Genomic DNA, 14,492 nt, shown 5'->3' on the forward strand with positions numbered 1-14,492 from the left:
CGGCAGCCGCCGAATGGTCCACCTCTACGATGTCCCTTATTCCCACCCGCCTCCTCAGCCTCCAGCGCCGCATCGGCCTGGACCAGGCGGACCACTCACGATCGATGACGGGGACTCATATGGCAGGCGATCAGCCGGACCAGAAGACCCAGCTTGACGGAGCGTCGGTGCCGGCGCCGGGCCAGCCGGCCGGCCCCAGCGCCGCGGACGTCAGCTACCAGCCGACCGAGCTGGCCTTCCCAGCGCAGCCGCCTGCCGGTGCCGCACCCGCGGCACCCGCCACACCGCCCCCGCCCGCCGGCGCCCCGGCCGGCCCGTACGACCCGCAGGCCGGCGGCTACGGCTACCCGCAGGCCGCCCAGCCCTACCCGACCCCGGCGCCGGCGCCGCAGGCCGGCTACCCCGGCTACGCCCAGCCCCAGCCCGGCTTCCAGCAGGCCGCCACTCCGCCCCCCGGCTACGCCTACCCCGGCGCACCGGGCGCCCCCACCCCCACCAAGCAGCGCAACCCGGTGATGGTGTTCGGCGGGATCGCCGGCAGCGTGCTGGCGGTCGGCATCGTGATCGGGCTGATCGTGCTGTTCAGCGGCCCCAGCCCCAAGCACAACACCACCGGCGCCCCGCTCGGCACCACCAGCGGCCCCAGCGGCGCTTCGGTCCCCTCCGGCCAGCTGGCCGACCTGTGGACCGCGCCCAAGCCCGACGGCAGCGACAACCGGATGATCGGCTTCTGGGTCACCGACAAGACGGTGGTCCGCGGTGACGCCAGCGCGCTGACCGCCTACAACCTCAGCGACGGCAAGGTCGCCTGGACGCTGCCCGCGCCCAGCGGCACCAAGGCGTTCTGCAGCATGTCCAAGGACATCAACAAGGCCGGCCTCGGCGCCGTCAGCTTCAACCTGGGCGACGACGACTGCGCGGCGATCGGCGCCGTCGACGCCACCAGCGGCACCCTGAAGTTCAAGGCCGGCAGCCCGCTGCCGGACCAGAAGAGCTTCGACACCGCGGTCACCATCACCGACAACGCCATCGGCGCGGCCAGCAGCGGCGTGCTGGGCGGCTTCAGCCTGACCGACGGCCACCAGCTGTGGAAGTACTCCGGCCGTGGCCAGTACTGCAACGGGACCGCGGACGCGGCCGGCGGTCTGATCGTGCTCAGCGACTACTGCGCGGACGGCTCGCCCAAGCAGCTGCTCCAGGTGCTGAACGCGGACACCGGCAAGGTCAACACCACCGTCCCGCTGCCCAACGAGAACGACCGGCTGTCCCAGATCGTCCAGACCAAGGGCATGCTGGTGGTGCAGATCAGCGCCGACTCCGACGGCGACTACCTGTTCGCCATCGACTCCAACGGCAACCAGCTGCCCAAGATCCCGCTGAAGGTGACCGGCGAGGACAAGATGCGGCCGTCCGCGGCCTCGTCGGCGGTGGCGCACAACCTCGTGCTCGGCAACACCTTCTACATCGAGGTCGACAAGAACAGCAAGACCGCGATCCGGGCCATCGACCTGACCACCGGCAAGACCAAGTGGACCTCGGACGGCGGCGCCCAGCAGGGCCTGCGCCTGGTCGACAAGGGATCGGTCGACTCGCCCGCCGTGATCGCCATGAACGGCTACGACCAGGGCGCCCAGGTCGGTTCGCTGGCCGCCGCCGACGGCTCGTTCAAGTCCAGCGCGACCTTCGCCCAGAAGGACACCCTCACCATGACCTTCCAGGACTCCGATGTCCTGCAGGCCGATGACGGCCGGGTGCTGGTCCTCGACGGGCTGCCGATCGAGCACAGCGCCATCATGTACGGCTCCAAGAGCTGACCGTTCCTCATCCGGTGGGTGCACGCTGCTGCGTGCACCCACCGTCGTTTCCGCAGGCGGTGGCACGACTGCTGGCGGAACGGGCGGGCGTGGGAGGATGCGCCCAACAAGCCTGACGAAGGAGTCCTGCGAGTGCCTGGCACCAACTTGACCCGTGAGGAGGCCCGCACCCGGGCCGCGCTCCTGCACGTGGACGCGTACGACATCGAGCTCGACCTGAGTTCGGCCCGCGACCTGGAGACCTTCCGCTCCACCACCACCGTCCGGTTCACCGCCACCGAGCCCGGCGCCGCCACCTTCATCGACCTGGTCGCGCCGACCGTGCACGAGATCGTGCTGAACGGCCGCCAGGTGGACGTCTCGGCCTTCGCCGACAGCCGGATCGCGCTGACCGACCTGGCCGCCGAGAACGAACTGCGGGTGGTCGCCGACTGCGCCTACACCAACACCGGTGAGGGCCTGCACCGGTTCACCGACCCGGTGGACGGCGAGACCTACCTCTACAGCCAGTTCGAAGTGCCGGACGCCCGCCGGGTGTTCGCCTCCTTCGAGCAGCCGAACCTGAAGGCCGCCTTCACCTTCACCGTGCACGCGCCGCGCGGCTGGGTGGTGGTCTCCAACTCGCCCACTCCGGAGCCCGTCGGCGACGGCGAGTCGCAGACCTGGTCGTTCGCCCCCACCGGGCGGATCTCCTCCTACATCACCGCGATCATCGCCGGCCCGTACACCGGTGTCTTCGACTCCTACACGGACGGGGACCAGGTGGTGCCGCTCGGCATCTACTGCCGCCCGTCGCTCAAGGAGTACCTGGACGCCGAGGCGGTCTTCGACGTCACCCGGCAGGGATTCCGGTACTTCCAGGAGAAGTTCGACGTCCCGTACCCGTTCGAGAAGTACGACCAGCTCTTCGTCCCGGAGTTCAACGCCGGTGCGATGGAGAACGCCGGTGCCGTCACCTTCCGCGACCAGTACGTGTTCCGCTCCAAGGTGACCGACGCCTCCTACGAGATGCGGGCCACCACCATCCTGCACGAGCTGGCCCACATGTGGTTCGGCAACCTGGTCACCATGGAGTGGTGGAACGACCTCTGGCTCAACGAGTCCTTCGCCACCTACGCGGAGATCGTCTCCCTGGTCGAGCCGGCCGGCACCAAGTGGCCGAACGGCTGGACCACCTTCGCCAACCAGATGAAGACCTGGGCCTACCGGCAGGACCAACTGCCGTCCACCCACCCGATCATGGCCGAGATCAACGACCTCGAAGACGTCATGGTCAACTTCGACGGCATCACCTACGCCAAGGGCGCTTCGGTGCTCAAGCAGCTGGTGGCGTACGTCGGCCAGGACGCCTTCTTCAAGGGCGTGCAGGCCTACTTCAAGCGGCACGCCTGGGGCAACACCACGCTCGCCGACCTGCTCGGCGCGCTGGAGGAGACCAGCGGACGCGACCTCAAGGCCTGGTCCACCGCCTGGCTGGAGACCGCCGGGATCAACGTGCTGCGCCCCGAGATCGAGGTCGACGCCGACGGCGTGATCACCTCCTTCGCGGTCCGCCAGGAGGCCCCCGCGCTGCCCGAGGGCGCCCGCGGCTCGGCCGCCCTGCGCCCGCACCGGATCGCCATCGGCAGCTACGAGTTGACCGACGGCGCACTGGTGCGCACCGACCGGATCGAGCTCGACGTGGACGGCGAGCTGACCTCGGTGCCGGAGCTGGTCGGCCGCCCGCGCCCCGCCGTGGTGCTGCTCAACGACGACGACCTGAGCTACGCCAAGCTGCGCCTGGACCCGGTCTCGCTGACCGCCGTCACCGCGCACCTGGGCGACTTCACCGAGTCGCTGCCGCGCGCGCTGGTCTGGTCCGCCGCCTGGGACATGACCCGGGACGGCGAACTGGCCACCCGCGACTACCTGGAGCTCGCGGTGGCCGGCCTCCCCAAGGAGACCGACATCGGCGTGGTGCAGTCGGTGCACCGCCAGGTCAAGCTGGCCCTGGAGGTCTACGCCGACCCGGCCTGGCGGGAGAGCGGACTGGCCCGCTGGGCGGCCGTCGCCGAGGAGCGGCTGCGGGCCGCCGAGGCGGGCAGCGACCACCAGCTCGCCTGGGCCAAGGCGCTCGCCGCGGTGGCCCGTTCGCCGGAGCAGCTGGACCTGCTGGCCGGACTGCTGGACGGCACCGCGGAGTTGGCGGGCCTGGCGGTCGACACCGACCTGCGCTGGGACCTGCTCACCCGCCTGGTCGCCACCGGCCGGGCCGGTGACGCCGCGATCGACGCCGAGCTGGCCCGCGACAACACCGCGGCCGGCCAGGAGAAGGCCGCCACCTGCCGGGCCGCCCGGCCCACCGCCGAGGCCAAGGCGGAGGCCTGGGCGTCGGTGGTCGACTCGGACACCCTGACCAACTACGTGCAGGACGCGGTGATCAGCGGCTTCAACGTGGCCGACCAGCGCGAGCTGCTGACCCCGTACGTGGCCAAGTACTTCGAGTCGCTGGCGTCGGTCTGGGAGACCCGCAGCCACGAGATCGCCCAGCAGATCATCATCGGCCTGTACCCGACCCTGCAGATCAGCCAGGCCACCCTGGACGCCACCGACGCCTGGCTCGCCGGCGCCGACCCGGCCCCGGCGCTGGCCCGCCTGGTCGTCGAGTCCCGCTCGGGCGTCGAGCGGGCGCTGAAGGCCCAGGCCGCCGACGCGGCGGCGGCGAACCGCTGACACCCCCGGGGCCCCGGGTACCTCAAGTGCCCGGGGCCTCGGCGCACCCGGGCAGGGTCAGCTCGAAGACCGCACCCGGGCCCGTCGTCGAACCGCTGACACCCCCGGGGCCCCGGGTACCTCAAGTGCCCGGGGCCCCGGCGCACCCGGGCAGGGTCAGCTCGAAGACCGCACCCGGGCCCGTCGTCGGCGCCAGCGCGAGCTCGCCGCCGTGGGCACGGGCGATGGCGCGGGCGATGGCGAGGCCGAGGCCGGTGCCGCCGGTGCTGCGGGCGCGGGAGTGGTCGGCGCGGGCGAAGCGTTCGAAGAGCTGGGGGCGCAAGGTCTCGGGGATGCCGGGACCGTCGTCGCCGACGGTGAGTTGACGGTCCGCCAGGCACAGGGTGACGGTGCTGCCGGGCGGGGTGTGGCGGTGGGCGTTGCTCAGCAGGTTGGCCACCACCTGGCGCAGGCGGTCCTCGTCGCCGTCGGTCAGCACCGGCTCGGCGGGCAGCTCCAGGCGCCAGTTGTGCTCGGGGGCGGCGGCGCGGGCGTCCGCGATGCAGTCCAGGGCCAGGCGGGTCAGGTCGACCTCGGCACGGGCCAGCGGGCGCCCGGCGTCGAGGCGGGCCAGCAGCAGCAGGTCGTCGACGATGGTGCCCATCCGGCGGGACTCCGCCTCGATCCGCTCCAGCGCGTGCCGCACCGGCGGCGCGATCTCGGGGTGGCGCAGCGCCAGTTCGGCGTGGCCGCGCACGGTGGCGACGGGGGTGCGCAGCTCGTGGCCGGCGTCGGCGGCGAAGGCGCGCAGCCGGTCCTCGACGGTGTGCCGCTGGGCGAGGGCGTCCTCGACGTGGCCCAGCATCCGGTTGAGGGCCAGGCCCACCCGGCCGGTCTCGGTGCGCGGGTCGGCCGCCTCGTCGGGCACCCGCTCCTCGATCTCCACCTCGCCGCGGGCCAGCGGCAGCGCGCTGACCCGGGTGGCGGTGGCGGCGATCCGGTCCAGCGGGCGCAGCGCGAGCCGCAGCCAACCCGTCCCGGCGAGCCCGGCCACCAGCACCGCCGAGCCGAAGACGACCACCTCGACCATCATCACCTGGTGCATGGTGTCCTCGACCGGCCGCATCGGCAGGCCGGTGACCAGCACATCGCCGTCCTGCCCGGCGACCGCCCGGACCCGGTACTCCCCCGGTCCGCTCAGCTGCACCGTGCGGGCCGGGCCGCCGACCGGGAGGTCGGCCAGCGCTCGCCGGTCGGCGGTGTCGAGCGTGACGGTGTCGTCGGTGTCGGCGGGGTGGTGCCGGCGGCCACCGCGGTGTCGTCGGCGTCGCCGTCCACCACCCGGCGGCGGTCACGGTGCCGTTCAGCAGCCGGGCGCCGAGGGTGCCGGGGGCCTGCGCCCGGGTGTCGCTGCGCCCGGTGCCGGCGTGCTCCAGGCTGGCGGCGTAGCGGCCGCCGGTGTCGGCGAGCTGCTGGTCCAGGCGGTCCAGCAGGCCGGTGTGCAGGGCGCTGGTGACCGCCACCCCGACCCCGGCGAAGATCAGCAGCAGCAGCGCCAGCAGGCCGGTGATCAGCCGGGCCCGCAGCGATCGGCCGCGCAGCGTCAGCGGGAGCCGCTTCAGCAAGAGCCGCCTCAGTGAGAGCCGTTTCAGCGGGAGGAGCTTCAGCGAGAGGAGCTTCAGCGAGAGCCGCCTCAGTGAGAACGCCCGCCTCACGCGGCCGCTTTGAGCAGGTAGCCGGCGCCGCGGACGGTGTGGATCATCGGGGCCCGCCCGGCGTCGATCTTCTTGCGCAGGTAGCTGATGTAGAGCTCCACCACATGGGCCTGGCCGCCGAAGTCGTAGGACCAGACGGCGTCCAGCAGCTGCGCCTTGCTCAGCACCTGGCGCGGGTGCCGCATCAGATGGGCGAGCAGCGCGAACTCGGTGGGGCTCAGGTCGATCGGCTGCCCGCCCCTGCTCACCTCGCGGGCGGACTCCACCAGCACCAGGTCGCCCAGCACCAGGGCGTCGGACGGCGTAGCGGCGGCCGGCTCGGCCCGGCGCAGCAGGCTGCGCAACCGGACCACCACCTCGGCCAGGCTGAACGGCTTGGTCACGTAGTCGTCGCCGCCGGCAGCGATGCCGGCGATCCGGTCCTCCACAGCGTCCCGGGCGGTCAGGAACAGCACCCGGGTCTCGGGGCGCTCGGCGTGGATCTGCTCCAGCACGGCCAGCCCGTCCAGGTCGGGCAGCATCATGTCGAGCACCACGGCGTCCGGCGCCCAGCTCCGGGCCGCCGACACAGCCTCCGCGCCGGTGGCCGCGCCGACGGCCTGCCAGCCCTCGTAGCGCAGCGCCCCGCAGAGCACCTCGACAAGATCGGGTTCGTCGTCGACGACCAGGATGCGGCGGGTCATGACAGCCATTCTGCCCGGCCGGGATGAGAAAGCGCTGAGATCCCCTGGCCCCCTGAACCGCTCTGAGCTGGGAAAACGCACCCGGACGAGACCGGACTCATAGGGAACTGAGAGGTGCGGATGGCAGGCTGGCGGTTCGGTGAGCAAGGAGGACGGATCGTGAGCACAGCCACGCAGCACCGGGGCCGCCGGGCGGCGCCCACCCCGGTGCGGCCGCCCGAGCTGGCCAAGGCCGCGCTGCCGACCCTGGTGCCGCTCCTGATCGCCGCCGGTGCGCTCGCCGTGCTGGCGCTGTGGTGGCGGGACACCTCCGCGGTGCGCGGCGCCGACGAGTGGCTGACCGGCGCCTCCCGGATCGCCGGGCTGCTGGCCGGCTACGGCGCACCGGTGCTGCTCCTGCTGATGGCCCGGATCCCGCTGCTGGAGCGCGAGGTGGGCGCCGACCGGCTGGCCCGCTGGCACGCGATCGGCGGCCGGTACGTGGTGAGCCTGGTCCTGGTGCACCTGGTGACCGTGATCTGGGGCTACGCCCTCACCGCGCACCGCGGCGTGGTGAGCGAGACCGGGCAGCTGGTCTTCCACTACCCCGACATGCTCAAGGCGACCCTGGGCACCCTGCTGATGCTGGGCACCGGCGTGGTCTCGGCCCGGGCGGCCCGCCGCCGGCTCAGCTACGAGACCTGGTACTACCTGCACCTGGCCACCTACCTGGCGATCGCGCTGGCCTTCGCCCACCAGCTGGCCAACGGCGCGGACCTGATCGAGGGCCCCGGGCTGCTCGCCTGGTGGGCGCTCTACCTGGGCTCCTTCGCGATCCTGGGCTGGTTCCGGCTGCTGCTGCCGTTCCTGCGGGACCGGCGGCACCGGCTGCGGGTCGCCGAGGTGCGGCCGGAGGCGGACGGGGTGGTCTCGGTCTTCCTGACCGGCCGCAGGCTGGAGGCGCTGCGCTGCGAACCGGGGCAGTTCTTCCGGCTGCAGTTCATGGCCCCGGGGCTGCGCTGGGCGGCCAACCCGTACTCGCTGTCCGCGCCGCCGCACCCGCGCTTCCTGCGGTTCACCGTGAAGGACCTGGGCGGGCACAGCGCGGCCGTGGCCGGGCTCCAGCCCGGGGTGCGGGTGCGCGCCGAGGGCCCGTACGGGGCGTTCACCGCGCGCCGCCGGGTGGCGCCCGGGCGGCGGGTGCTGCTGATCGCGGCCGGTGTCGGGATCACGCCGATCCGGACGCTCTTCGAGACGCTGCCGGCCGATCCGGGCCAGCTGACCCTGCTGTACCGGGCGCGCCGGGCCGAGGACGTGCTCTTCCGGGACGAGCTGGAACGGGTGGCCGCACGCCGCCGGGCCCGACTCGAACTGCTGCTCGGCGACCGGCGCCGGGTGGGCGACCCCTCACCGCCGACTCGCTGACCCGCCTGGTGCCGGGGCTGCGGGGGCACGAGGTGTTCCTCTGCGGCCCGCCCGAGATGATGGCCACCACCGTGCGCGAACTGCGGGCGGCGGGGGTGCCGCAGCACCTGATCCACCACGAGTCCTTTGAATTCTGACCGTCCGAATCGTCTGAACGGAAGGGGCGTCGGCCGATGCGCCGAATGATCGTCACCAGCGCGGCCACGGCGGCCGGGATCGTGCTGCTGCTCTCGCTCAAGCCGCACGGCAGCGCCTCGGCGCAGGCGCTGCCGGTGATCTCCTCGGACACCGGGTCGCCCTCAGCCCCGGCCTCGTCGGCCCCGAGCGGGAGTGGAACGTCGGCCGGGTCGACGTCCGGATCCGGCGGAACCGCCACCCGCACCATCACCGGCAGCGCGGTCGATACCCGGTACGGCCCGGTCCAGGTGCGGGTCACCCTCGCCGGCAGCAAGCTCACCAAGGTGGACGTACTGCAGTACCCGTCGGAGAGCAACCGCGACGAGGAGATCAACAGCTTCGCGCTCCCCCAGCTCAACCAGGAGGCGATCGCGGCCGGCAACGCCAACATCGACTCGGTCTCCGGCGCCACCTACACCAGCGACGGCTACACCCGCTCGCTGCAGAGCGCCCTCGACCAGGCGGGTCTCCACTGATGCGGCGCCGCGCCGAGCGGGTGATGGGTGTGCACATCCCTCTCGCAGTCCCGCGTACCGACGGTCAGGACGTGCACTGATGCTGCGCCATGCCAAGGAGGTGATGGGTACGGTCGTCTCGTTCGCGGTCGCGAACGCCGACGACCTCGCGCTGCTGGCCGCGCCGATCGCCGAACTGCACCGGCTGGACCGGCTGTTCTCCACCTACCGCCCGGACAGCGACATCAGCCGGCTGGACCGCGGCGAGCTGACGGTGGACCAGTGCGACCCGCTGGTGGCCGAGGTGCTGGCGCACTGCCGGGAGGTCGCCGCAGAGAGCAACGGCTGGTTCACCTACCGACCGGGCGGGAGGCTGGACCCGTCCGGCTGGGTCAAGGGCTGGGCCGTGGAACGCGCTTCAACCCTCCTCACCTCGGCCGGCTTCCCCGACCACACGGTGACCGGCGGCGGCGACGTCCAAGCCCGTGGCCACTCAACCCCCGGCCGACCCTGGCGAGTCGGCGTCGCCGACCCCCAACACTCCGACCAGCTGGTCGCGATACTCAGCGCCGACCACGACTTCGCCGTCGCCACCTCCGGCACCACCGAACGCGGGGCCCACATCCTCGACCCCCACACCGGCCGCCCCGCCTCGGGCCTGCTCTCCCTCACCGTGATCGGCCCCACTCTGGCCCGCACCGACGCCTACGCCACCGCCGGCTTCGCCATGGGCCCGCGCCGCGCCCTCCCCTGGCTCACCTCGCTGCCGGGCTACGAGGCCCTCGCCGTCCTCCCCAACGGCACCCGCCTCGGCACCCCGGGCCTGGCCCGCTACCTCGCCCCGGCGTAGCCCGACACGTCGCCGCGCCGGTGCGAGAAGCCCTAGTTGGTGGTGATCCAGGTGCCCTGGGTGGGGTTCCAGTGGATGGTGGCGTTCTGGAAGTGCTGGGCCTTGCCGCCGTTCTCGTCGACTTCGTCGGTGGTGGGGTAGCCGAGGGCGGCTTCGCGTCCGTTGGCGGCGAAGGCGTCATAGATGGCGTCATGGACTTCGTGGGTGCCGGTGGCCGCCGACCAGAGGAACAGCCCGTGTTCGAAGAACTGGTACCGCCCGCGTGTCCCGTTGGGTGCCTGGGCGGCGTCAGCCTCGTCCGTGGTGGGGAAGCCCCAGTGGCGTTCGGCGTCGGTCGCCCAGAAGGTCCTGAGGATGTCGCCGTAGACCGGGTGGGCCTCGTCGGGATGCCACAGGATGATCCCGTTCTGGAACTGCTGGAACCGCCCACCCAACGAGGAGTCGCGTTCCCCGGTGATCGGTGACCCGAGCACGCTGCCGGCCCCGCCCATCGCCGCGTACTTCGCGCCGATCGTCCCGTACGGGATCAGGTCGTCGAGCTGGTTGTACCGGCGGGGCGAGAAACCGCGCAGTCCGTTGGTCCAGGTGTCCTCCTCGGCCACGTAGCCGTAGTCGATCTCCTCGCGGACCACCGGCTCGGTGTGTGCGCCGTCCGCCCAGCGGACGAACAGCGCCACGTGGTCGGTGCCGCCGGAGTCGCGCAGCAGGGCGTCGCCGGGCTGCAGGTCGCCGGCGGCGATGTCGGTGGTGACGTTCCACAGGTCCCAAGTGGTCAGCCCGGAGCTGAGGTTCCAGGCCATCGAGACGAAACCCGAGCAGTCCGGGCGGTAGCAGCCGTACTGGTTCGAGTAGCAGCCGGTGTTGCTGTACGGCACCTGGGAGTCGATCCAGGACTGCGAGCGGTCCAGCACCTCGCCCCGGCCGATCGAGCCGTCGGGGGTGGAGGCACTGGCGGGCCCGGCCAGGCCGAGGCCGGCCGCGACGGCGGCCATCAGCAGTGCCGCCACGCGCCGAGCCGGGCGGCTGATGAGCGGTGACATCGTTCTTTCTCCCCGTCAGTTGGTGGTGATCCAGGTGCCCTGGGTGGGGTTCCAGTGGATGGTGGCGTTCTGGAAGTGCTGGGCCTTGCCGCCGTTGTCGTCGACTTCGTCGGTGGTGGGGTAGCCGAGGGCGGCTTCGCGTCCGTTGGCGGCGAAGGCGTCATAGATGGCGTCATGGACCTCGTGGGTACCGGTGGCCGCCGACCAGAGGAACAGCCCGTGTTCGAAGAACTGGTACCGCCCGCGCGTCCCGTTGGGTGCCTGGGCAGCGTCAGCCTCGTCCGTGGTGGGGAAGCCCCAGTGGCGTTCGGCGTCGGTCGCCCAGAAGGTCCTGAGGATGTCGCCGTAGACCGGGTGGGCCTCGTCGGGATGCCACAGGATGATCCCGTTCTGGAACTGCTGGAACCGCCCGCCCAACGAGGAGTCCTCCTCGGCGCGCACCGGCGGGCCGAGCACGCTGTTCGCGCCGCCCATCGCCGCGTACTTGTCGCCGATCGTCCCGTACGGCTGGAACGCCTCGTCGCGCTGGGCCCGGGCTATGGACTCCGCCTGGTCGTAGCAGTCGGGGCAGGCCGAACGCTGGACGGCCTGGGCGAGTTGGCCGGCCGTGCTGTCCGGGATGGTCGGCTCCATCTGCAGCGCGACCTGGAAGAACTTGCTCGCGGCGTAGTCCACGTCGAGCAGTTGGTCGGGCGTGCCCCAGCCCTGGGAGGGGCGCTGTTGGAACACTCCGAGCGAGTCCCGGTCGCCGCAGGCCAGGTCGTTCATGTGGGACTCGACCCAGCCGGTCTCGAAGCCGGCCAGCATCACCTTGTCGTCCGCGTTCATCCGCTGGCCGACCTCGTAGACCTTGCGGGTCACGGCGATGTCGCGGTCCGGCGGGATGTAGCAGCCCGCGTCGGCCGCGGAGCGCAGGTTCAGCGGGCCCGGGATGGGCGGCTGCGCGGTCTGCGCGTGGGCCGGGGCGGCCAGGGTGGCCAGCACGGCGGCGGACAGCAGGGTGGCGAGCCGTGCGGTGGTGCGGCGCATGCGCCGTCTCCTTCGGGAAGATGCGGAGGGCAACTGGCGAACCGTCACGGGTTGATGCCGTCGTACTGGAGCACCCGGTACGGCGACTGGCCCTGCGTCCCGTTCCACTGCGAGACGACCAGCGTCAGCGAGTTGGCGCCCGCGCTGCCCGGGTGGATGTAGCCGCCGTAGAGGTAGGGGAGCTGCGGCTTGCCCCAGTGGCTCGGCGGGAAGGAGCTGTTGCCCGCGATCTGCACCTTGGGCGCGGTCCAGACGGCGTCCGGGCGGGGTGCGGTCCGGGTGCAGATCGAGTAGTCGGCCACGTCGAAGTAGCTCATGCAGTACGTGCCGTTGATCCGCTTGACCGAGAACTCGCCGATGTTGTTGCCGGAGAGGATGACCGACGGCCCGACGTCCTGGGTCCACTGCCAGGAGCCGTTGAGGTAGGCCCAGTTCTGCTGGGCGCCGAAGTTGCCGGCCCGGAAGTCGTCGGGCTGGATCCGGAAGAGCTGGATCGCGCCGCCGTCGGCAGTGTTGTGGTGGGTGCCGTTCCAGCGCTTGGAGAAGATGTAGAGCCAGCCGTCCGGGTCGATGCCGGCGAAGGACCACATGCCGTACATGGACTGGTTGGTGCCCTGGCGGTCGCCGGGCCAGTGGTAGGCGTAGTCCTGCCAGGTCACGCCGTAGTCGTCGGAGTAGGCCACCCCGGACATCAGCGAGCCGTCGTACCCGGCGGGCGGGCCCCAGGTGAATACCGAGGTGTACTGGATGTAGGTGCGGCCGCCGAACTCGATGCAGTCGTTGGGGATCCGGCTGAACTCCCAGCCGTAGCCGTTGTCCGTCTGGTGGTTGTAGTTGAACAACTGGTTGGCCTGGCCTCCGGTGGGCATCGCCCAGCTGAAGGAGATCGGCGAGCCGCCGGTGTTGTCGAAGGTCGCCTGGGCGAGCATCACCGGCGAGCCGAGGTACGTGCCCTGCTGGGCCGCATTGGCCCAGGAATCGCCGAAGACGTAGCCCCAGCTGTTGTCGTGCTCGCGGTAGTACGGGATGCCGAGGTCCCCGGAGCCCAGACCCTGCGCGCTCGCGGAGTCGCCGGGGGTGTCGCAGAGCGGGGTGCCGGTCTGGAGCATCGGCGTGACGGCGTTCGGAGTGGCGGCGCCCCTGACGGCGCTCCTGCCCGCAGCCGCGGCGGCGGAGCCGGCGGTGGCGACGACCAGGCCCGCGCCCAGGGTCAGGCCGGCGCCGGCCCGGAGGACCGCACGGCGGGTGGGCTCGGGGCGGTCGGCCTGGGAAGGATTGGACATCGAGGGAGCCTCCTGAGGGTGGTGGTGCGTCCGGCCGGTGGGACCAGCTGACGGTGTGTGAACTACCGCACAGGGCGGATCCGGTGGATCGCACGGTCGCGGCACCCCGGAACGGGTTGGATGCTTGTCATGACACATGCGGAGCGGGGGTGCCGGGCCTCATCAAACCGGGCCCGGGGCACCCCGTCACGGGCCGCTGAGCTGCTCGGACAAACGCCGGACAAAGCCCGGACAAGGGTTGGTGAGGGCTGGGTGCGGTGCCCCGTACCAACCGGGAGGAGAAGCAGGTGGGACGGCAGGAACAGCCACTCGACGCCGACGGCGGCCCGCTGGCGCTCTTCGCGCTCGAGCTGAGGGAGCTGCGCCGCCAGGCCGGCAGCCCGCCGTACCGTCGGCTCGCTGCCAGCACCAACTACTCCGCCTCCACGCTCGCCGAGGCGGCGGCCGGGCGGCGGCTGCCGAGCGACGCGGTGCTGGCCGCGTTCGTGACGGCGTGTGGTGGGGACCCGGTGGGGTGGGAGCGGCGGCGGGTGGAGACGCACCGGTTGATCACGGAACCGCCGGCGGCTAAGGAGGAAGGTGGGGGTGCGTCAGCTGAGCCACCGGCCGATCAGGTCCCTGGGCCTCGCGATCGGGAGGGTGGGGGTGCGTCAGCTGAGCCGCCGGCCGATCAGGTCCCTGGGCCTCGCGATCCCGGCGGTCCTGGCAGCCGAGCGGCGATCCTGCCCCGCGTGCTCGGCTCGCTGGCCGCCGCGGTGCTCGTGCTGGTCTTCCAGGCCTGCGTCCCCGGGGACTCCGCCGCACCGGGCGTGGTGGTGGCCACCGTCGATCGGGGGCCGCTACGGGGTCCGGAACGGTGGCTGCGTCCAGGGACCGACATCCCCGCGCAGTACCGGGACCTGATCGTGGAGGCGGGCACCGGCTGTCCCGAGCCCGAGGTCACGCCGACCCTGATCGCGGCGATCCTCAAGGCCGAGAGCGGCTTCGACCCGAACCTGAGCGACCCGGCCAAGGACGAGTACGGGATCGCCCGCTGGACCCCCCGGGTGCTGCGCAACTACCTGCCGGCCGACCGTCAGGGCACCGTGCCGAACCCGCCGTTCACCGCCGAGGACTCGATCCTCGCGGTGGGGCGGATGCTCTGTGCCATCGCCCCGGAGCTACGCGGGATCCAGGGTGACCCGGAGCTCAACCTGGCCGCTGCGTACGAGACGGCCACCTGGGTGGTGCGCAACCACGACACGGCGAGACTGGCGACGATCCAGACGTACCTGGACCGGGTGGGCGAGAACCTGCAGCGGTACCGGCCGCTGAGTAGCGGGTAGCGGGTAGCGGGTGGCGGGTAGCGGGT

At 72.1% G+C, this 14,492-nt stretch carries 13 protein-coding genes; 8 read left to right on the forward strand and 5 right to left on the reverse strand.

Annotation, left to right across the window (positions count from 1 at the left end):
• Positions 1-119 precede the first annotated feature (119 nt).
• Positions 120-1,814: an outer membrane protein assembly factor BamB family protein gene (locus tag E6W39_RS42960; RefSeq protein ID WP_141633813.1), complete on the forward strand. Its 1,695-nt coding sequence runs from the start codon at positions 120-122 to the stop codon at positions 1,812-1,814.
• 132 nt (positions 1,815-1,946) lie between these two features.
• Complete coding sequence (gene pepN / locus E6W39_RS13860; protein ID WP_141633814.1) at positions 1,947-4,526, forward strand: aminopeptidase N; 2,580 nt, start codon at positions 1,947-1,949, stop codon at positions 4,524-4,526.
• Between the two features lie 121 nt (positions 4,527-4,647).
• Here the strand turns inward: pepN and E6W39_RS13865 are convergent, their stop codons facing one another.
• Positions 4,648-5,712: a sensor histidine kinase gene (locus E6W39_RS13865; RefSeq protein ID WP_323809025.1), complete on the reverse strand. Its 1,065-nt coding sequence runs from the start codon at positions 5,710-5,712 to the stop codon at positions 4,648-4,650.
• A gap of 220 nt (positions 5,713-5,932) precedes the next feature.
• Between E6W39_RS13865 and E6W39_RS43505 the strand changes: the two genes are divergently transcribed.
• On the forward strand, positions 5,933-6,145 hold the full coding sequence (locus E6W39_RS43505) for a hypothetical protein (protein ID WP_323809026.1): 213 nt from the start codon (positions 5,933-5,935) through the stop codon (positions 6,143-6,145).
• A gap of 71 nt (positions 6,146-6,216) precedes the next feature.
• Here E6W39_RS43505 and E6W39_RS13875 read toward each other — a convergent pair whose 3' ends face one another.
• The gene (locus E6W39_RS13875) at positions 6,217-6,903 is read right to left on the reverse strand and encodes a response regulator transcription factor (RefSeq protein WP_323809028.1); all 687 of its coding nucleotides are present in this window, start codon (positions 6,901-6,903) and stop codon (positions 6,217-6,219) included.
• 159 nt (positions 6,904-7,062) lie between these two features.
• Between E6W39_RS13875 and E6W39_RS13880 the strand changes: the two genes are divergently transcribed.
• The 4 genes from E6W39_RS13880 to E6W39_RS13890 all read left to right on the forward strand — a co-directional run bounded on the left by E6W39_RS13880 (position 7,063) and on the right by E6W39_RS13890 (position 9,789).
• Complete coding sequence (locus tag E6W39_RS13880; protein ID WP_323809029.1) at positions 7,063-8,307, forward strand: ferric reductase-like transmembrane domain-containing protein; 1,245 nt, start codon at positions 7,063-7,065, stop codon at positions 8,305-8,307.
• An 8-nt stretch (positions 8,308-8,315) separates the two neighbouring features.
• Complete coding sequence (locus tag E6W39_RS43510) at positions 8,316-8,444, forward strand: hypothetical protein (RefSeq protein WP_323809030.1); 129 nt, start codon at positions 8,316-8,318, stop codon at positions 8,442-8,444.
• A 36-nt stretch (positions 8,445-8,480) separates the two neighbouring features.
• On the forward strand, positions 8,481-8,960 hold the full coding sequence (locus tag E6W39_RS13885) for an FMN-binding protein (protein ID WP_141633816.1): 480 nt from the start codon (positions 8,481-8,483) through the stop codon (positions 8,958-8,960).
• A gap of 79 nt (positions 8,961-9,039) precedes the next feature.
• The gene (locus E6W39_RS13890) at positions 9,040-9,789 is read left to right on the forward strand and encodes an FAD:protein FMN transferase (protein WP_228718140.1); all 750 of its coding nucleotides are present in this window, start codon (positions 9,040-9,042) and stop codon (positions 9,787-9,789) included.
• 32 nt (positions 9,790-9,821) lie between these two features.
• Here E6W39_RS13890 and E6W39_RS13895 read toward each other — a convergent pair whose 3' ends face one another.
• The 3 genes from E6W39_RS13895 to E6W39_RS13905 are packed head-to-tail and all read right to left on the reverse strand — an operon-like array spanning position 9,822 to position 13,141.
• The gene (locus tag E6W39_RS13895; RefSeq protein WP_228718141.1) at positions 9,822-10,829 is read right to left on the reverse strand and encodes a hypothetical protein; all 1,008 of its coding nucleotides are present in this window, start codon (positions 10,827-10,829) and stop codon (positions 9,822-9,824) included.
• A 15-nt stretch (positions 10,830-10,844) separates the two neighbouring features.
• Positions 10,845-11,858, reverse strand: a complete 1,014-nt coding sequence (locus E6W39_RS13900; RefSeq protein ID WP_141633817.1) for an LGFP repeat-containing protein — start codon at positions 11,856-11,858, stop codon at positions 10,845-10,847.
• Between the two features lie 44 nt (positions 11,859-11,902).
• Positions 11,903-13,141, reverse strand: coding sequence for a DUF4185 domain-containing protein (locus E6W39_RS13905; protein ID WP_141633818.1), 1,239 nt, complete (start codon positions 13,139-13,141; stop codon positions 11,903-11,905).
• A 287-nt stretch (positions 13,142-13,428) separates the two neighbouring features.
• Between E6W39_RS13905 and E6W39_RS41555 the strand changes: the two genes are divergently transcribed.
• Positions 13,429-14,466, forward strand: a complete 1,038-nt coding sequence (locus E6W39_RS41555; RefSeq protein WP_228718142.1) for a helix-turn-helix domain-containing protein — start codon at positions 13,429-13,431, stop codon at positions 14,464-14,466.
• Positions 14,467-14,492: the final 26 nt, after the last annotated feature.

This window comes from Kitasatospora acidiphila, assembly GCF_006636205.1.
GTDB lineage: Bacteria > Actinomycetota > Actinomycetes > Streptomycetales > Streptomycetaceae > Kitasatospora > Kitasatospora acidiphila.